The organism is Lewinella sp. LCG006 (assembly GCF_040784935.1).
Lineage (GTDB): Bacteria > Bacteroidota > Bacteroidia > Chitinophagales > Saprospiraceae > Lewinella.
On the sequence record NZ_CP160680.1, the window covers coordinates 301,739 to 324,511 of the forward strand.

Annotated in this window: 15 protein-coding genes; 11 read left to right on the top strand and 4 right to left on the bottom strand. The window is 45.4% G+C overall.

Annotated elements, in window-relative coordinates; genetic code table 11:
• Window positions 1-109 precede the first annotated feature (109 nt).
• The 9 genes from AB0L18_RS00985 to AB0L18_RS01025 all read left to right on the top strand — a co-directional run bounded on the left by AB0L18_RS00985 (window position 110) and on the right by AB0L18_RS01025 (window position 11,118).
• Entirely contained in the window at window positions 110-1,807 is a 1,698-nt protein-coding gene (locus AB0L18_RS00985) for an AIPR family protein (protein ID WP_367390722.1), read from the top strand.
• 244 nt (window positions 1,808-2,051) lie between these two features.
• Window positions 2,052-3,851 (top strand): helix-turn-helix domain-containing protein, encoded by a 1,800-nt coding sequence (locus AB0L18_RS00990; RefSeq protein ID WP_367390723.1) that lies wholly within the window; start codon window positions 2,052-2,054, stop codon window positions 3,849-3,851.
• 143 nt (window positions 3,852-3,994) lie between these two features.
• Entirely contained in the window at window positions 3,995-5,818 is a 1,824-nt protein-coding gene (locus AB0L18_RS00995; RefSeq protein WP_367390724.1) for a glycoside hydrolase family 2 protein, read from the top strand.
• 106 nt (window positions 5,819-5,924) lie between these two features.
• Window positions 5,925-6,713 carry a hypothetical protein gene (locus AB0L18_RS01000; RefSeq protein WP_367390725.1) on the top strand — a complete coding sequence of 263 codons (789 nt, stop codon included), beginning with the start codon at window positions 5,925-5,927 and terminating at the stop codon, window positions 6,711-6,713.
• 176 nt (window positions 6,714-6,889) lie between these two features.
• On the top strand, window positions 6,890-7,630 hold the full coding sequence (locus AB0L18_RS01005) for an acetolactate decarboxylase (protein ID WP_367390726.1): 741 nt from the start codon (window positions 6,890-6,892) through the stop codon (window positions 7,628-7,630).
• 101 nt (window positions 7,631-7,731) lie between these two features.
• On the top strand, window positions 7,732-8,598 hold the full coding sequence (locus AB0L18_RS01010) for a hypothetical protein (protein ID WP_367390727.1): 867 nt from the start codon (window positions 7,732-7,734) through the stop codon (window positions 8,596-8,598).
• 82 nt (window positions 8,599-8,680) lie between these two features.
• Window positions 8,681-9,304 carry a hypothetical protein gene (locus AB0L18_RS01015; RefSeq protein ID WP_367390728.1) on the top strand — a complete coding sequence of 208 codons (624 nt, stop codon included), beginning with the start codon at window positions 8,681-8,683 and terminating at the stop codon, window positions 9,302-9,304.
• Between the two features lie 100 nt (window positions 9,305-9,404).
• Window positions 9,405-10,001, top strand: coding sequence for an aspartyl/asparaginyl beta-hydroxylase domain-containing protein (locus AB0L18_RS01020; protein WP_367390729.1), 597 nt, complete (start codon window positions 9,405-9,407; stop codon window positions 9,999-10,001).
• Window positions 10,002-10,125: 124 nt separating this feature from the next.
• A complete protein-coding gene (locus AB0L18_RS01025; RefSeq protein WP_367390730.1) occupies window positions 10,126-11,118 on the top strand; it encodes a sugar phosphate isomerase/epimerase family protein in 993 nt (330 codons plus the stop codon).
• Window positions 11,119-11,652: 534 nt separating this feature from the next.
• On the opposite strand, the gene AB0L18_RS01030 is transcribed toward AB0L18_RS01025, so the two are convergent.
• From AB0L18_RS01030 to AB0L18_RS01045, 4 genes are read right to left on the bottom strand one after another with little or no spacing between them, the layout of a single operon-like run.
• Window positions 11,653-13,461 carry a MopE-related protein gene (locus AB0L18_RS01030; RefSeq protein ID WP_367390731.1) on the bottom strand — a complete coding sequence of 603 codons (1,809 nt, stop codon included), beginning with the start codon at window positions 13,459-13,461 and terminating at the stop codon, window positions 11,653-11,655.
• 55 nt (window positions 13,462-13,516) lie between these two features.
• Window positions 13,517-15,457: a PKD domain-containing protein gene (locus tag AB0L18_RS01035; protein ID WP_367390732.1), complete on the bottom strand. Its 1,941-nt coding sequence runs from the start codon at window positions 15,455-15,457 to the stop codon at window positions 13,517-13,519.
• A gap of 2 nt (window positions 15,458-15,459) precedes the next feature.
• Window positions 15,460-17,142 (bottom strand): T9SS type A sorting domain-containing protein, encoded by a 1,683-nt coding sequence (locus AB0L18_RS01040; protein WP_367390733.1) that lies wholly within the window; start codon window positions 17,140-17,142, stop codon window positions 15,460-15,462.
• Between the two features lie 59 nt (window positions 17,143-17,201).
• Window positions 17,202-19,133 (bottom strand): T9SS type A sorting domain-containing protein, encoded by a 1,932-nt coding sequence (locus tag AB0L18_RS01045; protein WP_367390734.1) that lies wholly within the window; start codon window positions 19,131-19,133, stop codon window positions 17,202-17,204.
• A 279-nt stretch (window positions 19,134-19,412) separates the two neighbouring features.
• On the opposite strand from AB0L18_RS01045, the gene AB0L18_RS01050 reads away from it, so the two are divergent.
• Together AB0L18_RS01050 and AB0L18_RS01055 are read left to right on the top strand one after the other, a co-directional pair.
• Entirely contained in the window at window positions 19,413-21,191 is a 1,779-nt protein-coding gene (locus AB0L18_RS01050; RefSeq protein ID WP_367390735.1) for a tetratricopeptide repeat protein, read from the top strand.
• A 24-nt stretch (window positions 21,192-21,215) separates the two neighbouring features.
• Entirely contained in the window at window positions 21,216-22,670 is a 1,455-nt protein-coding gene (locus AB0L18_RS01055; RefSeq protein WP_367390736.1) for a Gfo/Idh/MocA family protein, read from the top strand.
• The last annotated feature ends 103 nt before the right edge of the window (window positions 22,671-22,773 follow it).

A 22,773-nucleotide genomic window follows, 5' to 3' on the forward strand; every position in this document is an offset into this window, starting at 1 on the left:
AGCTGCTGCCTTGTGGGGTGGTGGGTGGTGGGAAAGCAGGACCTGGGGTGCTGCTTTTTTTTGTGGGGGGGAAAATGAGTTGGGTCAAATAAATAAAAAAATTAAAATCATGCATAGAATTATTAAGTCACATTTAGACAACTTTGTAAAAAGTAATGCTTTAGAACAATTTGATGAAAGCGAACAATTTGAAATGTTCGTTAATCATTCTGTTATGTCGTCAAAAATGATTGGAATAGTTGATGTTGAAAATGTAACAACTGGTGAAGGTGATGATGGAACTGATGGTATCGCAATCATAATTAACGAAGAGTTGATTGTATCAGATGATGACGCTAGGATTGTATTCAATTCAGAAAGAAGAAATCACGATGTCGATATTGTATTTGTTCAATCAAAAAGGAGTGAATCTTATGATTTAGGAGACTTTCTTAAATTCAAAGAATCAATATTAAAGTTTGTTAATTCTGACACTTACGAAGTGAATGAAGATATACAGCAAAATGCAAGGCAGGTATTTGATATTGTAATTGATAATGTTCCAAAAATAAGAAATGGGAAACCGTCATTTATTGGTCGGTATGTCACAACAGGAGTTTACAGAAATCCAGAAGCTCTTGAATTAGCTAAAGTTGAGTTTGTTAAGCAGTTAGAAGATATAGGATATTTTAGTCAAGTGGATTTTCAATTTTTAGGTCGAAATGAAATTACTAAGCTATGGGTTGACACATATTCAGGAGTGACCTCAAGGCTTTCTATGTTCAGTAATGCACCACTACCAAGTATTGTAGGTATAGAAGAAGCATATTTAGCAGTGGTAAAAGCGAAAGATTTTATTAATGAAATACTTACAAACGAAGACGGAAATCTAAGAAATAACGTCTTTGAAGAAAATGTTAGAGCATTTTTAGGGGTAGATAATCCCATTAATACTGCTATTGCTGAAACAATTAATAACCAAGAAACATCATCAAGATTTCCTGTCTTAAATAATGGGATTACAATAGTAAGTGAAGACGTAAGAGTTCAGGGAAGTATTTTGCATATTCAAAACTACCAAATTGTAAATGGCTGCCAAACATCAAATGTTCTATTCGAGAATAGAAACAACATACATGAAGATTTAATGGTAAACTTAAAAGTTGTTGAAACAGCCAATGAAGATGTGTTCTCTGAATTAGTAAGAGCAACTAATAGTCAAACGAAGGTAGATGAGACTCAATTTTTATCATTAAGACCTGTATCAAAAAGAATTGAAGACTATTTTAATACATATGAAGGACAAGATGGAAGGCTATATTTTGAACGGAGGGATAAGCAATATACAGGCAAGGACATTCCTAATGTGAGAATATTTTCACTAAATAATACTGCAAAAGCAGTATGTGCAATGTTCATTGAACGACCTGATTTATCATACAGGTATCCAAAGCGTATGTATGAATTGTACACTGAAAAAATATTCTCAGATGATGTCAAAGAAATTATTTTTTATACTTCATCCCTTGCCTTGTATAGACTATATTTACTAGTAGCTAAAGCCGATATTCCTCAGAATGTAAGAAAATTCAAATGGCATATTATACTTCTAGTAAGATTTATCATTTCAGGTAAAGAGATGCCAGAACTAAATTCCAGAAAGATGGAAGGATATTGTCAGAAGATAATTGACGTCTGCGCAAAATCTAATGATGAAGTTATAAACATTTTCAATAAGGCAGTTGCGATAATCAACTCAATTGAAGATTTGACGGATGATAGACTTAAAAGACAATCAGTAATGCAAGAAATGATAGATAAAATATAGGACGGCAGTTAATCTAGTAGGGTAAGGAGTAGTGGGAGATGCTACTGGGATAAGTACTGTATGAGTAAACTAAAGCCACCTCCTTAAATGCCCTCATAATCCCTAATATGGTTCAAAAAAACTTAAGTGCCCTTAAGTGCCTCATGTGGTTCAAAAACCCAACCCAGTCATTATTTGTGCCCTCGCCAACTTTGCGTTATATTTACGACCCTAGTGGATCACCCAGTATCAATAAAGCACAGTTTTGCTGGAAAAATCAGAAAAACATCCTAAGTCCATTGCTGTTTTGCCGTTCGTGAATATGAGTGCGGATCGGGAAACCGATTTCTTTTGTGATGGTATCACGGAGGAGATTATCAATGCCTTGGCGCAAATTGAGGAACTGCGGGTGACCTCCCGAACCTCTGCTTTTTTCTTCAAGGAGAAGAACATTCCGATTACGGAAATTGGAGAACAGCTTGGTGTGGCGAGCCTACTAGAAGGCAGCGTGCGCCTGGCAGGAAAAAAGATGAGAATCACCGCACAGTTGATCCAGGCCGATGAAGATTTTCACTTCTGGTCCGCCACCTGGGACCGGAACATGGACAACCTTTTTGAGGTGCAAGACGAGGTAAGTCTGGAGATCGCCGAAAAACTGCGCGAGCATTTTGGTCACTTTGAAATCAAGGAACACCTGGTGTCGAAGCAAACGGATAACCTTGATGCCTACACGCTCTTTCTCAAGGGACGCTACCACTTCAACAAGTGGAATCCGGAGGACATAAAAACAGCGATACAATTTTATGAACAGGCCTTGGAATTGGATCCCAAGCACCCCAACTCTTTGGTGGGGCTAGGCGACAGTTACAGCTTTCTGGCGACTACAGGCTTTATCTCTTACGAGGAAGGATGGGGAAAATGCGCCGAACTCACCCACCAGGCACTCGCCATCAATGACCGATTGCCAGCGGCTTACTACCAATTGGCCAACCTCGCCTTTTTTACAGCAGCCGACTTTGAGCAGTCCTTTCAATACATAAAAAAGGCACTGGAAATCAACGCTAACCACGTAGAATCGCAACAGTTTATTTCTTTTCTCTACATCGTATCGGGTCATAAAGAACTGGCGCAAAAACACATAAAACTTGCCCTTAGCGTCGACCCCCTTTCACAGGAAACGCTTTTTTTCAGTGCTTACCTGGATTATATGCTCGAAGATTTCACCAGCGCCTTGAACAAACTCAATGCTTGTCTGGAAGTTAATCCCAAGAATATCCCCGTGCACTCCGTGAAACCCAATTGTTTACTGATGATGGGGCAAGCCGAAGAAGTCATTCATTACCATGACAATCTGCCTCAAGACATCATTATCCCTGCCAATGAAATTGGTTCGCGGGCACTCGGGTACGCCGTTCTTAAAGACGAGGAGAAGGTAAATTATTACCAAGAGCAGTTGGTGGAGTTTGCCAAGGGAGACGATAGTTTCACTGCCGACATCTTTCTTTTCCTGCTCTATGGCCAAACCGGTCAAACAGAGCATGCCTTTGCCTGGATAAAACGTGCCATGAAAGCGCGTAACCCACTCTTGCTGCTGCGATTCGCCGATCCTTTGATGAACGTCATCAAGGAAGATCCGCGGTATGTGGAGGTGCAGCAGCAGCTTTTCCCTTCCACCTTGTTTAGCACCAAAAGAAGTAATAAAAGCAAAAAGGCGCTACTGGATAAAAAGGCTACCTCGGAGTATAAGCTGCACCTTCTCTCTTACATAGAAGAGGAAGCGCCTTACCTCAACCCTGATTTGTCGCTGCGTTCCATGGCGGAATACCTGGGCTTGCACCCCAACCAGCTTTCCTGGCTGATCAATGAATGCCTGGGCAAAAACTTCAATGAGTTTATCAACCACTATCGGGTGGAGGCTTTTAAGCGGCTGGCTAAAGATCCCGCCAATGCCCATATCACTGTATTAGGATTGGCTTACGAAAGTGGGTTCAATTCCAAAACGGTTTTCAATACCTACTTTAAGAAGGAAACGGGGCTTACGCCTAAACAATTTCTGAAAGGGTGAGGTACAGCTCAATATTTTTGAACCATATAAGGAAATAAAAGGGATTATTAGAGGTATATCTGACAGGGTGAATTCACGAATTTACCCGGCAGAGGTTTTGACTATTCATTTAACGTGCGCACTGCGCAGAGCAATACAAGGACATGAGTAAACAGTTTCTCCTTCTAGTTTTGATGACTTGGATAGCCTCCGTGCATGCCCAAGATCAATTACTGCAAAACGTCTACAATCGGGCCACCATTTCCCTGAATGGCAATTGGAAATACATTGTGGACCCCTACGAAAACGGCTATTACAATTACCGCTACGAGCCCTTTGATCAGCAAGCTACTCCTAGTGCGAATGCTTTTTTTCTGAATTCGAAGCCCAAAGATGTCAGTGATCTGATAGAGTACAACTTTGACAAAATGGATCACCTTGCCGTGCCCGGCGACTGGAACACCCAAAAAGAGGCCCTGTATTATTACGAAGGAACGGTGTGGTACAAGCAGTCGTTTGACTTTGACTTCACAAGCGCTGGCAACCGGCTTTTCGTTTACTTCGAAGCAGCCAACTACCAGGCCGAGGTTTACTTGAATGGCACGAAGCTAGGCACCCATGTTGGCGGTTTTACGCCTTTCAATTTTGAGGTTACGGACATGGTAAAAGAGAAGGATAATTTCCTCATCGTCAAAGTAGACAACAAGCGACTCAAAGACGGTGTACCTACCTTAAATACCGACTGGTGGAATTACGGAGGGCTTACCAGAGACGTCAGGCTTGTAGAAACAGCGGCTACTTTTGTAGAAGACTACTTTATCCAATTGGACCCACAGGATACCAAAAAGATACGGGGCTACGTGAAGGTCAACAGCAAGGATGCTGCCCCAACAAAGCTTCAGCTCAAGCTCCCAGGATTAGGCATCAATCAGCAGCTTACGACCGATCAGGACGGTTACGTTGCCGTAGATATTTCTGCTAAAGAGATTCGCTACTGGTCATTGGAAGATCCGTTCCTGTACGAGGTGTTGATCGAAACGGCGGAAGAGACGGTGCAGGATCAGATAGGTTTTCGGAGTATCCGCACCGAGGGTACACAGATCCTGTTGAACGGCCAACCGGTTTATCTCAAGGGTATCTCTATCCACGAAGAGAGTCCTTTGCGAGATGGCCGGGGTTACTCCAAAGAAGATGCCACACAGTTACTCGCGTGGGCCAAAGAGCTGGGCTGCAACTATGTGCGACTGGCACATTATCCGCACAATGAGCACATGGTAAGGCTAGCCGACCAGATGGGTATCCTGGTGTGGGAAGAAAACCCCGTTTACTGGACCATCTCCTGGGACAACGAGAGCACCTACCAAAATGCCGAAAACCAGTTGTCGGAATTGATTGCGCGCGACAAAAACAGGGCCAGTGTCATTATTTGGTCGATGGCCAATGAAACCCCAAACGTAGCGGCCAGAAATGTCTTTCTCAACAAACTCGCAGCCTACACCAGGGCAACCGACAACACCCGACTCATCAGTGCCGCTTTGGAACAAAAAAATTACCAGGGGGATCCCACCATCAGAACCATTGACGATCCTTTTGCCGCAGTTGTCGATGTGCTAAGCTTCAACCAATACATCGGCTGGTACGATGGGCTGCCGGAAAAATGCAAAACCATTACCTGGAAGATTGAAGAAGACAAACCCGTGCTGATTTCCGAATTTGGTGCCGGAGCCAAGCAAGGATTACACGGCACCAAAGAAGAACGCTGGACCGAAGAATTTCAAGAAAACCTGTACGTGGAAACCCTGCAAATGATTGACCGGCTAGAAAAAGTCCAAGGATTCTCCCCCTGGATATTGGTAGACTTCAGGTCGCCGCGCAGAATGTTGCCCGTCATCCAAGATGGCTGGAACAGGAAAGGACTCATTTCTGACGACGGACAGAAAAAGAAGGCGTTTTTTATTTTGCAGGAATTTTATCGGAACAAGCGGTAAGCCTAGTATTTTTTCATCCCTTACAAAACCTTATCTTACCCATTCGATGACAGTGTTTTCATTTTGAATGGGCTATTAGTTTTTTATCACAAAAATCTCTCTGAGTATGAAAACGATTACCTTTTGCTTTCGCTTATGCTCTCTTTTTGGCTTCCTGCTGCTATTTAGCACTAGCTTGCTGGGGCAAAAACGTGCCATGCCTGACCAGTGGATAGGGCTCCATAATTTTTATTATCAGAACAAGAGTGATGTGAAACAGTATACGCCTGATTCTATTCTTTTTTTGACGACTGAAGACCACGATGCTGCCCTCTCACTGGGAATGTATTATCGGATCATCAAAGAGAATAACACCTACCATCATTTTGATGTCTTTGCCTTTGACCTAACTACGAAAGAAGACCTTATGGTGATCGAAAGAAGAGATTTGGGGATAGCCGAACCTTTTAGAGGGTCGCGCGTGGAAACTACCGATATTCGCTTTGGCTATCGGCGAGGAAAAATGTTCCCCTTGCTCAATCGGCTGACGGCGGATGCAAGTGTAGGCGGCTACCCGGTTTATCAAAGAAAAACCACTACTCCTTTTTCTTATGTAAAGTTTCCTGTCAGGGAAACCTGGTTGGGGATGGGCTTGAATATCCACTTGGGCTTGAATTACCAGATTCACAAAAATATCAATATTGGCTACAGCTTTATCCCGGTAGCCGGGCAGTGGTCGTGGTACGAAGAACGGGTAGAAAATCCTATTCTGACCGAGCAGCAAAAAGTCAACAGAAGTGCTCGCATGGATACCCAAGCCTTTGCCTCCATTTTAGACTTCCGGAACTTCAACATCAACTACGTCATAGATGGAGAGGGCAAATTTCGTAAAAAGAAAAGGCGAAGAAAGCGGTAGCCAGGAGCCCAGTGCCAGGATTCCGATCTGACATTGAAATAAAGACAAGAGAGCACAGCTGCTCCATAGGGCAGGGTTTCATACCCTGCACTACTCCATAAGGCAGGGTTTTCTACCCTGCACTGCTCCATAGGACAAGCTTTCACACCATGCACTTCATTTGAAAAACATAAGCAATGAATAACCGATTCACCACTCCTTCCCTTCTATTGCTACTCCTCCTTAGCTTTCTGTCCTGCGGCGGGGGCGAAGTAACGGCAGTTACCCACAACGCCTACCCCGATGTACAAGTAGCTGGCGCCATGAAAAACGTGATGTGGAAAGGAGAATTGGCCGGTATGATCCGCCTGGAGGATATTGAAAACAGAGAAGGCTTATACGGCCTTGGGCCATTGAGCTACCTGCAAGGCGAACTCCTGATCAACGATGGTAAAGCCTATGTTTCGAGGGTCGTATCAGATACCGCAATGACCGTGGAGGAAAGCTTTGCCACGGATGCCCCCTTCCTGGTTTATGGCAACGTGAGTGAATGGGAAGAACAGGAATTGCCATCTACCGTGACGAATAGTCAAGCACTGGAAAGCCACCTGGACACCCTGACCAAAAGCTACAAACGCCCCTTTGTGTTCAAGCTCAAGGGAGAAGTGAGGAGCGCTGATATTCATATCCAAAATTTGCCAGCAGGCAGTAAAGTGAGCTCCCCGGAAGAAGCCCATCGGGGACAAACCAACTACGAGCTGGGGCAAGCGCAAGTAGAAATCATCGGCTTTTTCTCAACCGAGCACCAGGGGATTTTTACCCACCACGATTCGTATCTCCACCTGCACCTGATTACCGACGACAAAACCCGGATGGGACATTTGGATGCGGTAGAACTAAATCCGGAGAAGATGAAATTGTATTTGCCGGTGAAGTAAAGTATTGTCCATGGTATCTTTTATTGCCTAAGCAAGATTTGTTATTTTCGCGCATAACGAATATATATTTTCTCTTTTTTCTAAGTCTAAAACCGCTCTCCATGAAAAGATTATTACCCCTTTCCCTTGTTTTGTTATTTGTACTTCCCTTTTCCCTCGTAGCTCAAAGAAGCAAATGGCTCAAGAAGCAGAACGTGCGGGTGGCCACTACTTTTAATTACCTGCCAGCTGGAGATCCTTTCTTTTTTACCAATTTTTTTTCAGCCCAGAGTGACGACCTGATTCTCAATTTTATCACGGCTAATTCCGGTACATTTATCATTGAAGAGGGCGATATCCTCTACTTTACCCGCACCAAAACCAATGAAGCGCCAAGTCAAATACTGGGCATTGGTGCCAGTGTTCAGTTTATGAGTCAGCAGGCCACTTTTCACGAATTCTCGCTGACTAAGCTATCCTTTTTCAAGTCTTCTTTTAAGGATGATTATTTCCTGATTGACAGTACAGGTAACCCCAGGCTTGTGCTACGCTACGGGGAAGACCAACAAGCAGCAGCCTATGCTTTCCGCTATGAGTTTGGCAAATACTTTGGTGATCAAAAATATGGCAACCTACACTTTGGTATAGCTGGTTCTATAGAGCCTTCATTGTATACCTATCGGCGTACGCCAAATACGAATAGCTTTGGCCAGTTTTTTCCATTTGAAGGGAAAATTTTCGCTCTGGAAGTGGCCCTTATCCCAATGATTTCTGCCCGTTTATCCAAAAAGGTGACGCTAGACATCAAGGCCATTCCCAATATTTTGATTGCCGATTTTGGCAGTATCAAAGAAGAAAATCCAATCATTCCCGAATCCCAAAAAGTAGGCTTACGTGACTTTGATCCTCCTGTTGTGAATATGGCCTTCAGCGTCCTGCTCCGCTACCAAATCCAGGAGGCCAAACGCAGCCGTAGGCGAAAGCCTTGATCTCCTAATAAGCTCTTGGCCGGGCTAGGGCATCAGCTAAGCATCAAAATCCTTTGTAAACGCTCCATTAAGATCCACAAAAATGAAATACCAGGAACAACGAGCCATTGCGCAGCAAGGCGTTCAAAAAATAAACAAAGACCTTACAATAGATGATTACCTAGACAGCCTCAGTCAGCAGGGGATATATGCCAGCGATATCAATCAAATCAAAGTACTTCTCCGTAAAGAATTCGAGCAGAAGTACGGAAAACAATTCGAGCCTTACTTGCTCAATGGCCAGGAAGAACAACTAGCACAGGTTTTTCCTGATCTGGCACCTTCTACCATTGAACTGGTCAAGAAGTTTCAAATTACCGAAATCCAGACAATGGGCCAAAGGTCCGTTGTCAAGATGATGAAGGAAGGTAGGAAAGAAGAAGAGATCGTCAAGGCACTTGAAAATAGCTTTTTCACCAGTGAAAACATCCTGGCTGAAGTTGACCACTACATCAAGCATAATGTAAAAATAAGTGGACAGGAGAAGCAGAACTACATTGTGATGGGCTGGTTGCTGATCGTTATTGCGGGTGCAGTATTAGCTGCTCAGCCTTATCTTCAATGGGGTAGCCGAAGAACACTTTTTTTAGTGATCACTCTCTTTATAACAGGTGCCTATAATTTGGCGAAATCCAGGATGACAAAGGCTGCTATTGAGGGCAATTAGAATACTTAAAGTGATCATGTAAGAGAATCATCGATTTTTGCTTACGTCCTAGAAAACACCTATTTTACAGCATCAAAGACACCCTCAAAACACGTATATCATGCAACCTGTCGAAACCGCCGATACTACCCTGGATCGGGTAAAATTACCCCTCACTTTTGATGTTCCTAAACTCCAGGAAGAAGTAAAAGCACTGCAACTGTACAGCTACATCTATTACGATGTGCTGCCTCTACGCTCACCTGCTCACATGGTAGACCCTTCGTTGCCGATACCTCCCCCCGCCGATGATTACGCCGATGGCTCGTGGACCGAATGGCTGGATACCGAACTGATGAAGAAATCGCCTTACCTCACCAGTGTTGTCGACTACTTCAAAGCGCATACCGATGTCACGCTGGTGCGCCTGTTACGACTGGCTCCACAGGCCACTGTGCGAGAACATACCGACCCCACCTTAGGCCTGCACATCGAAAAATCCGTTATTCGCCTCACCATCCCCGTTTTTACCAATGACCAGGTGGAGTTCTACCTCAACAACGAGATCGTACCACTAAAAGCTGGCGAATGCTGGTACCTGCGCCTGACCGACCCCCACCGTATCAACAACAATAGCGAGGTAGAACGGATCAACCTCACCATCGATATGATTCCCAATGACTGGGTGAGGGGGATGATCAATGGGGTTGGGATTTGAACCATATAAGGCATAGAAGATCGTATTCATAAAAATCGGAAGTTAAAAGTGTTTTGCATCTTCCGTTAAGAACTTTTACACACCTGAACATCCATCCAACTATCAAACTATCAAACCAACCACCATGTCTACAAGAATTTTCCTTCCTTTCCTACTACTTTTTATCTTTTCCTGTAGTTCAAAACCACAAGAACCCACTGATATGCCGACCGAAGAAGCCACTGAACCAGCGTTCAAAATTTCTTTAGCGCAATGGTCGCTGCATCGTTCTTTCTTCGGCGGGGCCATTGATGATTGGGAAGCCTTTGGCCGGATGCTCGACGAATCGCCCGACTCTTTGCTGCAAGGCGAGCTCGACCCGATGGATTTTCCTACCATTGCCGCTGGTTATGGCGTCAATTCCATTGAATTGGTCAATACCTTCTACTTCAGCAAAGCCCAAGATGAAGCTTACCTCACGGCTTTCCGCAACAAGTGCCAGGAAGCTGGCGTAAGCGTTGGCCTCATCATGTGTGACCGCTTGGGCGACCTGGGCGATGCCGATGAAGCTGCTCGCCAAAAGGCGGTAGAAAACCATTACCCTTGGGTCGATGCTGCTCAGTTTCTCGGTGCCCACTCCATCCGGGTCAACGCTGCCGGTAGTGGCACGGCCGAAGAGGTAGCAGCCCAGGCAGCAGCAGGTTTAGCCGCACTAGGCACCTACGCCGCTACCAAAAACATCAACGTTATTGTCGAAAACCACGGTGGCTACTCTTCCAACGGCGCCTGGCTGGCCGGTGTGATGAAGCAGGTAAACATGGACAACGTAGGTACTCTGCCCGATTTTGGCAACTTCTGCATCGAAAGAGGCCCCGCTTACGAATGCCTCAATGAATACGACCGCTACCAGGGCGTCGCCGAACTGATGCCTTACGCCAAAGGGGTGAGCGCCAAAACCCATGAATTCAATGCCGAAGGCGAAGAAACCCATACCGACTTCCTGCGCATGATGAAGATCGTCAAAGAAGCTGGCTACAACGGCTACGTCGGCATCGAATACGAAGGCCGAACGTTATCGGAAGACGAAGGCATCAAAGCCACAAAAGCACTTCTGGAGAAAGTCTTGCAAGAGCTGTAGCATTTCGTTGATCAGGGCAGGTCGGTGCCGTGGTGTGAGGATCTCATCTAAGCTTTATTATCTCACGGCACCGTCGCTACGTTACAGGGCTCGTTATTCACTCGGCCAGTGGCGCCTTAGCGCACACCACTGTCTGGCGCCGCCGCAGCGGCACCACCCTTCCACATCGCTCCTGCGTTGTAGACTGCCGAAGTATTATTTCATCCCTTCGGGATTAACGGAAAACCAATCCCGGAGGGATGAAAGGATACTAGACCGAAACGGCAGCCATCGGAAACCCCGAAGGGGTGATATAAGAGCAGACACAGCCGACATGACTAGTGCCTTGGGAATTAAGTCTCTGACACCTAAGTTGAAGTTATTTTTGTAGCTAATCTAGGCGAAGGTTCATGACTTTAGCCGTAGCTAAAGGAATGGTTCTTCAACCTGCCTTCCTGTGCGCTCATACAATTCCCAGACATGCTCTAAAGTAAAAATGAAATCATCCTTCATGCCGTCCAGTTAAGAGATGTGGTACGATTTGCGCACCTTGGCCTAATTTTTCAGTACCCGTTTCACCACTAGTCCATCTACCGTATGGATGGTCAACAAGAAAAGTCCCTGAGGCAGCGCACTAAGGTTTACGGCCACTTTACCATTGGAGCGTTGGGGGGAGATACCCCCAATTTTCTTGCCCGTATAATCGTTCAATTCAATGAATTCAATAGACGGAGCGTCAATGGAAAAATCAATGTAGACGATATTACTTGTTGGATTTGGGTAAACGGAAAATTGCTGAGCTAATGCAGGCTCATTGGTTCTTACCAAAATGTTGTCGCAATTTTCATCAATGTCATTGCCAAAAATTTCTATGGCATCGGGGTTGATGTCTGGGTTCTCATCATCACAGTCGTCAACCAGGTTGAAACCATCACCATCGAGGTCATCATCCGGCGTGGTTGGATCACAATCGTCATCCAATCCGTTGTAAGGGGTTTCTTCGACGCCGGGGTTAATGGCAAACATCAGGTCGTCGCAATCCGTATCAACGCCATAGCCATCTCCATCCTGATCGATAAAATTACCATACCTGGCTACTACCATATCATTTCCACCATCGGCAGCGTGTTGCCCAATAAGCACCACCTTCGAATCAGGCTGTATCACAAGATCATTGGCGATCGCCCCAAGGGGGGCTGGTATAGCTGTTCTTACGTATCCCTGGCCTCCCCAGCTAGGGTCGATGATTCCAGTAGCATCTATTCTTACGGAAAGTAATTTCCCCGGTTCGCCACCATCGAAAATAGAACCGCCGCTACTTCCTGCGATCATTACTTTTTCATCTACCTGCTCGATGATCGACGTAGACTGGTCAAACTGTTCAACATCAAGGTAAAATGCACCATCCTGGCCAAAATCGTTTACTGGATTGCCCCCCTGATCAAAGGCCAAAACGACGATGTTGGAACCGTTAAAACTAGGAATCGAACCCGTCATTAAAATGTTACCATTGGAGTGTATAATCATGCCTCGTGCTTCTCCTTCAAATGGCGGCAGCAATGCTCCGTCGGTAGCGAAAGTGGAGTCCAAAGAACTGCCGTCTTCCAGTATTTTATAAAGAGACATGCGATCCGTTCCAGCAGGGACACTTTTCCCACAGGCAAGAATTCCCCCATCCTCGGCGATGGCAACATCCCAAATATCATTATAGGTTTCGTCAGGTCCCCAAATAAAAATCCCATTTTCCGCAAAGGTAGAATCCAGCGTCCCATTGGCATTGAACCTACAAACCAGATGCTTTCTATAAATTGAGCTTGGTAAATGAGTGGTACCACCAGTAATAATCTGCCCAGCATCATTTACGGTAAAACTAAAGATGTAGTCTTCTCCAGCATCAATCGGTTGTATGGTAATGCCATCCGTCCCAAAAGAGGTATCGGGAGAGCCGTCTGAATTAAGTTGAATGAGTAACAGGTCGGTGTCCGCACCCGTCGTACCGTGAGCGCCAGCCCCTAATATTTTTCCATCTTCCAGCACCTGAATGTGATAAGCGAGATCAGTATAGGTAGGATTGGAATAACGGTACTCCCCTTGATCGCCAAAAGTGGTATCAATGGTGCCATCAACGTTGAGTCGTACAATGGCTATTTCAAAACCGGCAGCATCAGGATAGTCTTCCGACAAAATGATTACCATTTTACCGTCCTCCTGTAGGGCGACTCCCTTGGGGACATCATGTTGCCCGTGGAGATCGGAAAGAAAAATCCCGTTATCAGCAAAAGACGGATCGAGTTGTCCAGACTGTGCTGTCAGTACCTGGCCAGCTAACAATAATGCGAAGAAGAGTAAGGCTGATTTTTGCATTTTTTTGTTTTTTAAAGAAGCTTTCTTGACTTTCTGCATTTACCGAAAGTCCAGATTATCGAATGAGCATTACATCGCCCATTTCTACGCCGGAGATTGATGCTTCGGGAGATATTCCCCTGTAGTCATATTCAATGGCATAAGTATAAATACCGTTTTCCGCTTTACGCCCATCCGGAAGATCACCATTCCAGAAAGTGTTTTTATCGCTGCTTTGGAAGACAATCCCGCCCCAACGATTGAATACCGTCATCTTATAATCTTCCAAAGCACCCAAGGCAAACACTTCAAAGTGATCGTTGCGGCCGTCATCATTAGGAGAAAAGATATTGGGAACATAAAAATTGACCTTGCTTTGTACCGTGATTTGACGGGAAATAGAATCCACGCAACCGTTTACGGAAGTAGCCATCAACTTCACATCGTAAATACCGGGCAGATTAAATACGGCAGTGGGATTGTTCTTATCACTGGTTGTACCATTGCCGAAATCCCACAGCCACTCCGACAAAGCTCCCACTGAGGTATCAAAAAACTGAACCTCCGGATTTAAATTGGAGGGATTGATGGGAGCATAGGTGAAGTCAACATCGGGAGCTTCAAAGACTTCGATCAAGTCAGCAATGGTCTGCGTGTTTTTGCAATGTTCCGAATACACGACCTCCAGGCTTACCGCAAAACGCCCTAAGGAGGAATAAACGGTTGAAGTGCTTAATAAATCATTGCTCAACGCTCCGTTGCCAAAATCCCAGTTATAGGCGATACCAGTAGTAGCGCTCAAATCATTGAACTGAACTTCCAATGGTGGACAGCCTTCTAGCACATCCGCTTCAAAATCCACAACGGGCGGCAAGGAGACTTCCACAAAGAGGGTGAAGTCTTCACTGCAATCTACGTCTGAGGTATAAGCAATATAATGGCCGCCAACTCCGGCAACTGCTGGATCGAATAGCCCTTGTGTTATGTCAATGATCCCTGGCCCGGCCCAGGAGCCCTCCAGGATAGTTGGATCAAGAAGGAAAGGAGCTGCTCCCTCGCATACCTCACCGCCCATAAAATCTACCACTTGGTTTCCGATAACCGTTACCACAATAGAGTCCCTTATCGCGCACAGCGTACTGTCCTGCGTTTGCACATAATAAGTTGTAGTCTGCTGCGGGCTTACCGTTCTGGAAAGAACACCACTATTGTTATCCTCCCACCTGATTGGGAAATTGGAACTGGCTTCGAGGGTTAAGCTTTCCCCCACACAAATGGATACATCATCGGTGAGCGTAAGCTGAGGGTCTACGCGTTCAACGACCACTTCGTCAATCCACACGTAAGGCCCTAGTAAGTAATCGTCATTGTAAATAATATTGGAGGAAGTGGCGTAGTCCCCCATAAAACCAATGTAAGCATAGGAGAAAGCCTCACTGGCCTGATAATCAAACTCGAGTTTCATCCATTCGCTCCCATCAACAATTTGATCACTGGCTACCCAGTGGTCGGCCATTGTGGAATAATTAGCCAGGCTGGCATTAAAAAAAGGCGTTGGAGTATGGTTGAAGAACATCCCCCATTGATTGGTGACCAATAACCTGTCGGGATCGTCTACCTTGTTCTGAATCCAGAAGGAAACTTTATAGCAGCCCCCAGCCACCATTGGTTCGGTGAGCTGGATACCTGCCCATTCTCTGTTGCCATCGGGGCCATTGCCTTTCCAGCACCCTAGAACGGCTTGGCCCTCGTAAGGGAAACCACAATTGGTGTTTCCCTGACCAAGGGGGCAATCTTCCAGACCCGTTAGATTTGATCCACTAAACATGGGGGCTTGATGATGATAATCCGCTGTGCCACTGGCTTCGTACCATTCCGCCAAACATGAAAGTGGCCCCGGAGCCCAGCCCGGAGTACCATCCCAGTTTTCAAAACCGGGATCAGGAATAAGGTTCTGCCCTATTGTTGTTCCGAAAAAAGAGATAACAAGGATTAAAATGGGGATAAGCTTTCGCATAATTACATTTTTACAACCCGCTTACTGAAACTACCTTCATTGGTAAGGATAGTAAACAGCCATACACCCTGAGAAAAATCGCCCAAATCGACAGTTAGTTTTCCGTTAACTGATTCATTAGAAACGGTTCTTACGATTCTTCCGTAAGCATCGCTAATGGAAATGGAGCGGATAGAAAATTTCGAATGATCAAAATCAACTGTAACGGCATTACTTGTTGGATTAGGATAAAGACTGAACTGCTGAGCCAGCGCTTTTTCATCAACACCTACCGTTATTAAATCCGTACCGTCGCAATCCTCGTCGATGTTGTTGTTTGGAATTTCTTCTGCATCGGGATTGATAGAAAAGTCGAAGTCATCACAGTCTTCAACCAGCCCGAATCCGTCCATATCCGCATCAATAAAGTTGCCGTAGCGGACAATTTGTAGTTCGTTGAAATCATGGGCAGAGACACCCGTCATCAATACTTTCCCATCGGCCTGCAAGGTAATATCATGGGCCCAGGCCATCCATCCGTTTTCGGTCCTGACGTCCCCTGCTCCTCCCCAGGTGGGGTCGAGCTGGCCATTTTCGTCGATTCGAACCGAGAAGAAAGCGGGAACAGGCGTCGAGAAGAGCACCCCTGCTTGACCGCAGGCAATGATTTTGCCGTCGGGTTGTTCAACTAAATTATAGCCGACCGCACTCGTTCCCGGATGAATCAGGAAGACGCCATCCTGACCAAAATTTGTATTGGGTGTCCCATCCTGGTTATAGGCTAAAATGACAAGATCCGATCCATTCACATTATAGCTTGGTCCGGTGAGTAAAATATTCCCATTACTGTGAATGATCATTCCGTAGGCCGTACCATTGAAGGGAGCTAGTAATTCTCCATTAAGCGCAAACGTAGAATCCATAGCACTCCCGTCTGCCAAAATCTTGTAAACGCAAAATCTATCCGTGCCAAATGGTGCGCTTTTGCCTGATGTAAAAATCTGGCCATCGGGCGCTATAGCAATATTCCAGGTGTCGTTATAGGTTTCTCCCCAATTCCAGATAAAACTACCATTTTCTCCGAAAGAGGTATCAATTGCACCATTCGCGTCAAACCTGCTCACCACATGACGAATTTCAAACCCGACGGAATCGTAACTGATACCTGCCACAAGAATCTGACCATCGTCGGTGAACGTAAAATCACGGATATAGTTTTCTTTGATGTTAACCGCGTGCAAGGAGATGCCATCAACGCCAAAGGAAGGGTCTAGTGCTCCATCGGGCGTTAATTTTACCAAGATAAAGTCCTGGTCATATTCGGTGGTTGCATATCCTCCTGCGACCATGATGTCATCATTTTCCAGAACCCGGAGATGATAAACAATATCTACACCCGTTGGATTAGCAAGCTGAAAAACGCCATTTTCCGCAAAGGTCGAATCGATGGAACCATCTTCGTTTAACCGGACAACCGCAATGTCTAAATTATTGAACCCCGTACCCACAAAGGTCGTGGTTGAGGTGATGACGATTTTGCCATCTGACTGGACGCCAATCCCATGTCCATTGTTATGATTTCCACCTACGTTCCAGGATAGAATACCGTCCTCTGAAAAGGAAGGGTCTAACTCCCCTACTTGGGCGAATAAGGTGAAACACAAAGAAAACAATGCAAATGTTGAGTACAACTGCTTTTTCATCATCAAATGGTTTAAAGGATATAGTTGGAAGGCATCTTCGAGAAGCCTTCCAACTCGCATAATTACTTTTTAACGACAAGGAAAGATTTCCGGTAGTCGCCTTGAGAAACTACGATGTTGTAAACACCTGCGGGGTAATTGATTCCTAATTTAGTAGTCTGTAAATCAGCTACATTTACACTCCTTTGCTCAACTTGTCTTCCTACCATATCGTAGACAACCACTTGTACTTGGTCCTGGCTATTGGAGGTCAACTTAATAGAGAACTCGTTGGTAAATGGATTAGGAAAAACATTTAGGTCAAATACCTGATCCTCAGTATTCGTCACCCCTACAATATTGACCAATATAACATCAACAAAAGTCAAGTCTCCTTCCTGGCATTCTATCACGATGGTTCCCGTCACGGTCATCCGTCCGTCCTGGCTAACCTCATAATAGACTTCCCCGTAAGGAACATCTGGAAATACGTTGCTCCCGGGAGCAGCACCAGTAACAAGCATTACGTCGTAGGTTAAGTCAGCAGTAAATAGGCGGATTTCAGCACCTTCGATGTTCTCTAATAAATCAGTGACAACGGAAAATTGCAATTCGCCCGTAGTGGCAGGCACCATGCCATCTAAAGCAACGAAATTACCTTGTGGATTGCCCTGGTTGTCGTTGGGTTGGCAATCTACCGTCACTTGGCCCGTTTGGGTCACGAAGCAATCTTTGCTTACCGAATAGGTGTATTCGCCGTAAGGCAAATTTTCGATCACATAACTCCCGAGGATATCTTGTCCTACGATCGTCGTTTGCTCAAAGGTTTCCATATTGGTGACGCTAATCGTACAACCCGGCTCCTGGAGTAAGCCTACAAAGAAGAATAAACTGTTGGTTGTAGCTGGCACCATGCCATCCAAGGCAACAAAATTACCTTGTGGATTGCCCTGGTTGTCGTTGGGTTGGCAATCTACCGTCACTTGCCCCGTTTGGGTCACGAAGCAATCTTTGCTTACCGTGTAGGTATATTCGCCGTAAGGCAAATTTTCGATCACATAACTCCCGAGGATATCTTGTCCTACGATCGTCGTTTGCTCAAAGGTTTCCATATTGGTGACGCTAATCGTACAACCCGGCTCCTGAAGTAAGCCTACAAAGAAGAATAAACTGTTGGTCGTAGCTGGCACCATGCCGTCCAAGGCAACAAAATTGCCTTGTGGATTGCCCTGGTTGTCGTTGGGTTGGCAATCTACCGTCACTTGCCCCGTTTGGGTCACGAAGCAATCTTTGCTTACCGTGTAGGTATATTCGCCGTAAGGCAAATTTTCGATCACGTAACTCCCAAGGATATCTTGTCCTACGATCGTCGTTTGCTCAAAGGTTTCCATGTTGGTGACGCTAATCGTACAACCCGGCTCCTGGAGTAAGCCTACAAAGAAGAATAAACTGTTGGTGTTTCTATTGATCCCAAACTCTGCTACCAGCGCATCGATATCACCAGGCGTACACTCCACCGTCGTGGTTCCATTTACAGTTACCTTACAATCTTGCGAAAGCGTATAGTTGTAAGTACCATAAGGCACTGCCTCGAATACGGTAAAACCGCCGGTCACCAGTGTTTGATCGTAAGACAAATCATCATTGTACAAACGAACGGTGACCCCACTGGGAGGAAAGCCGATACCGCCCGGTGGTACGAGGTTGACGAAAACGTCATTGGTCGTGCTTAATGATAAAACAGCAGTATCTGAATTATCAGCTCCAGCGATAACAACAGAACCTGAGCCACCTTCATAGCAATCAGCCGTAACCGTATAGGGGTAAGTTCCATCTGCTAATCCAGAAAAAATCGCGTTGCCGCTACCATCTGTAAAAACGCTTGTTCCGTCAAGCAATACAGCCGCACCTACGATAGCGGTGGCATCACCATCCTGTACACGCACCGTTGCCGTCTGGGCAAACATTGCCAAAAAGGACATGATGAACAATAGGGAGAGTATATTTTTTTTCACAATATTTTACTTTTAGTTAATGATTTATCTAATACTGAATGCTTGGTGAAAAAGCACTGGGATAAAATTAGAGAGGAATACCATGAAGCACCCAATAAAACATAGCTTTTAATGCGACGGAATATTCCGTAACACCCCAAATCCCTTGCCATTACTGGGTTTTGTCTAATGCTGGTTTACGGCTGCTAAGCGACTTAATACTTTGTTTTTATTAAAAAAAGCAACTCAGCTCTGCTATTTACTTTCTTTCTTAAGGGGTTGTTTTTATCTTGTTGCAGTATGAATTACAAAAGCTTCACACTTTTCCTCTCTTTCTTTTTTTTTGGCACCTTCTTTTGGGCTTGTCAAAAAGAAGCTGCCGATTCTACTCCTGAGAGCACTCCGCAAAGCACCATTGATTCTTTAGTGAGACAAGTAATTGAAGCACGTAATTTAGCACCCCAAAGCATTATTGAGCTATCTGATAGTATCATAAAATTATCGCAAGAGGCAGACTATCTGGAAGGAGAATTTCGAGGGCTTTACAATAAGGCAGCTGGCTATTTTATTCAGGCGCAAGACAAAAAATCACAAGATTTGTGTCATGCGCTTTTAGAGAAATTAGAGGAAAATCCAACGCTTGATACTACTTTTACACATAACATCAGCGGAAGTGTATACACGCTGCTCGGAGTTATCAAAAAACGCCAAGGAAATTATTTGGAGGCTATTCCCTTACATTTAAAAGGCTTGGAAGCATTTGAGAAGATCAATAATTGGGACAATATTGGGAATGCCTATTATCATATCTCTGACGATTTCAAGCTCATCAAGGATTTTGAAAAGGCTATTTTTTATAGTGAAAAAGCGGAAGAATCCTATCTAAAGGCAGAAAACGAAAACCAACTCCTCTCCGTTTATCAAAACCGGGGAAGCATTTATTATGACCAGGGAAACTATCAAGAAGCTTTAGCCATTTTTGAGAGCATCTTGGAAAAAGCAAGCATAAATAATGACATTGAAAACATCATTTATGCGACCAACAACATAGGTGCAGCGTACGAAGAATTGGGGCAAAGTGAAATTGCGTTACAAAATTACCTTACCGCTTTAGAGATGTACCGAGAAAGGAAAGACCATTGGGGAGAAGCCAATGCCTTAGGTAACATCAGTATGGTTAATTTCGATTTGACAGAAAGGCTTGAGCAGGCAGAAGAATATGCTTTAGCGGGTTTGTCGATTGCCCAAGAGTATCAATTTTTAGAACTAGAGAAATTCAACTACGAGAACTTACATCGGATCTATGAGAAAAAAGGCAATTACAAAGAGAGTCTGAAGATGTTGAAACAAGCGCAATTGCTTCAGGATAGTTTATACAATCAACAAAAATTTGAGATCCTCAGTAATTTAGAGCAGCAATACGACAAGGAAAGAACCAAGCTCATCCTTGTCCAAAAGGACAAAGCTATCGTAGAAAGCCAGCTTAAATCACAGCGGCTTCAAAGCCTTGTCGGCTTATTAGGGATCATCTTCTTGGCCTTGCTTTCTGGAGCCTGGCTACTTTATCGGCAAGCGAAATTCAGGAAAGCAAAAAACGAGGAACTCCTCCAAAAGAACACCATCATTCAAAATCAAAATGAAGATCTGGAATCGCTCGTCAACGCTTATGAGGCACAAAGGGAGAAGTTTATCCAAATTGGACCACACGAGATTCCTTTAGATGATATCGTTTACATTCGTTATCAAAGCCGGATGACATCTATTTTCTTAAAAGATCATTCGGTCATTGAGTATCGTACCCAGCTGAGCCAACTATTGGCAGAGCTCAATTTCAAGTCTCACTTCCTTTTCTCGCAAATCAACCAAAATTATATCGTTCATTTCAAAAACGTGGAGATCAATCTTTTTGACGGTGATGAAGACAAGTACTATTTTACTTCTTATTTACCTAATGACCACTGGGAAGGAAGAAATGAAGATTATATCAAAACCAGAAAGCGATCCGGCTTAAATAAAAATTTCGAAAGAGAATATCATCGCTATTTAAGACTACAGAACCTCAAATCTTCCCGTCAATAGGGAAACAAAAACACAGACCTTCTTATGGAATCCAAGAAATCCACCTCCCGTCGGGAGTTCATCAGAAACGGGGCCATTGCCTCCTCCTTTTTTATCGTTCCCCGACACGTACTGGGGGGTGTGGGGTATACCGCTCCTAGTGACCAGCTGGTGCTGGCGGCTATTGGTGCTGGTGGCAAAGGCAGGTCTGATATTTTGCGTGCCTCCGTCGATGGCCGAGAACGGGTAGTGGCCCTTTGTGATGTCGACTTCTCGGGCTCAGCCGCCGCCTCGGTGGAGCAATTTCCTGAGGCTAAATTGTATGCTGATTTCCGGGTGATGCTGGAAAAGGAAAAAGACATTGATGCCGTGACAATTTCTACACCTGATCACGTCCACGGCCCAGCCGCTGCCTTTGCCATGGCGCGGGGCAAGCATGTTTACGTACAAAAGCCCCTGACCCACAATATCCGCGAAGCACGCCTACTGACGGAAATGGCCCGCAACCAAAAAGTAGTCACCCAGATGGGTAACCAGGGGGCATCAAACCCGCTTTTAAACTTGGTACAACAATGGGTAGATAGTGGCCAAATAGGTAAAATATCGAAAGTGCAAGTATGGACCAATCGCCCCGTTTGGCCGCAAGGGATAGCTATGGCCGCACCAGATGCCAGCCAAAAACCAGCGGCCCTGAACTGGGATTTGTGGCTAGGGCCAGTACCGGAGCGCCCCTACACGCCTAACCTGCACCCCTTCAACTGGCGTGGCTGGTGGGACTACGGCACCGGTGCCTTGGGTGATATGGGCTGTCATTTGATTGATATTCCTTTCCGTACTTTGGGCTTGAAATATCCTACCTCCGCGGAGTGTAGCATTGGAGCCATCTATTCCCGGATGTGGAACGCCGACTACTATCCCGAAGGTTGCCCGGCCTCTTCCTTTGTGACCCTCAATTTTGGTGCGACGGAAAAGAGTCAATCTCCCATCGAAATGACCTGGAGCGACGGTGGTATTCGCCCCGCACACCCCGATATCATTCCTGCAGACGACGATATGGGCGGCCCGGGAAGTGCCAACGGCGTGCTGATCATCGGCGAAAAAGGGATCATTGCCACCAATGTCAACGACAGCTCGCCGCTCATGCCCAAGCTATATCTCAACGACGGCACGTTAGAAATTGGGCCACAAACAGAAGAAAACTTCGAGCCCGAATACGGCCACCAACGCCTGTGGGTAGATGCCTGCAAAGCCGGCTTTGGCAGCAAAGAACACCAGGGGCTCACCTCCTCCTTCGACTATGCCGGCCCCATGACGGAAACGGTCTTGATGGGCAACCTCGCCATCCGCAGCTACCTCCTCCGTCGCGAAAACCCCGAAGGCGGCATGGATTTCTACGCCCGCAAAAAACTCCTCTGGGACGGCGAAAACATGCGTATTACCAACCTGGAGGAAGCCAATCAGTTTGTAGGGCGGCAGTATAGGGAGGGTTGGGAGATGTAGGATAGCGTTAGCAGAGCAGGATAGACCATAGATTGGACGGATTGAATGTCCGCCGCTCCGCTCCGTAGGGTCGGGTTTTTAGGTAAGTACAAATATATTTTGT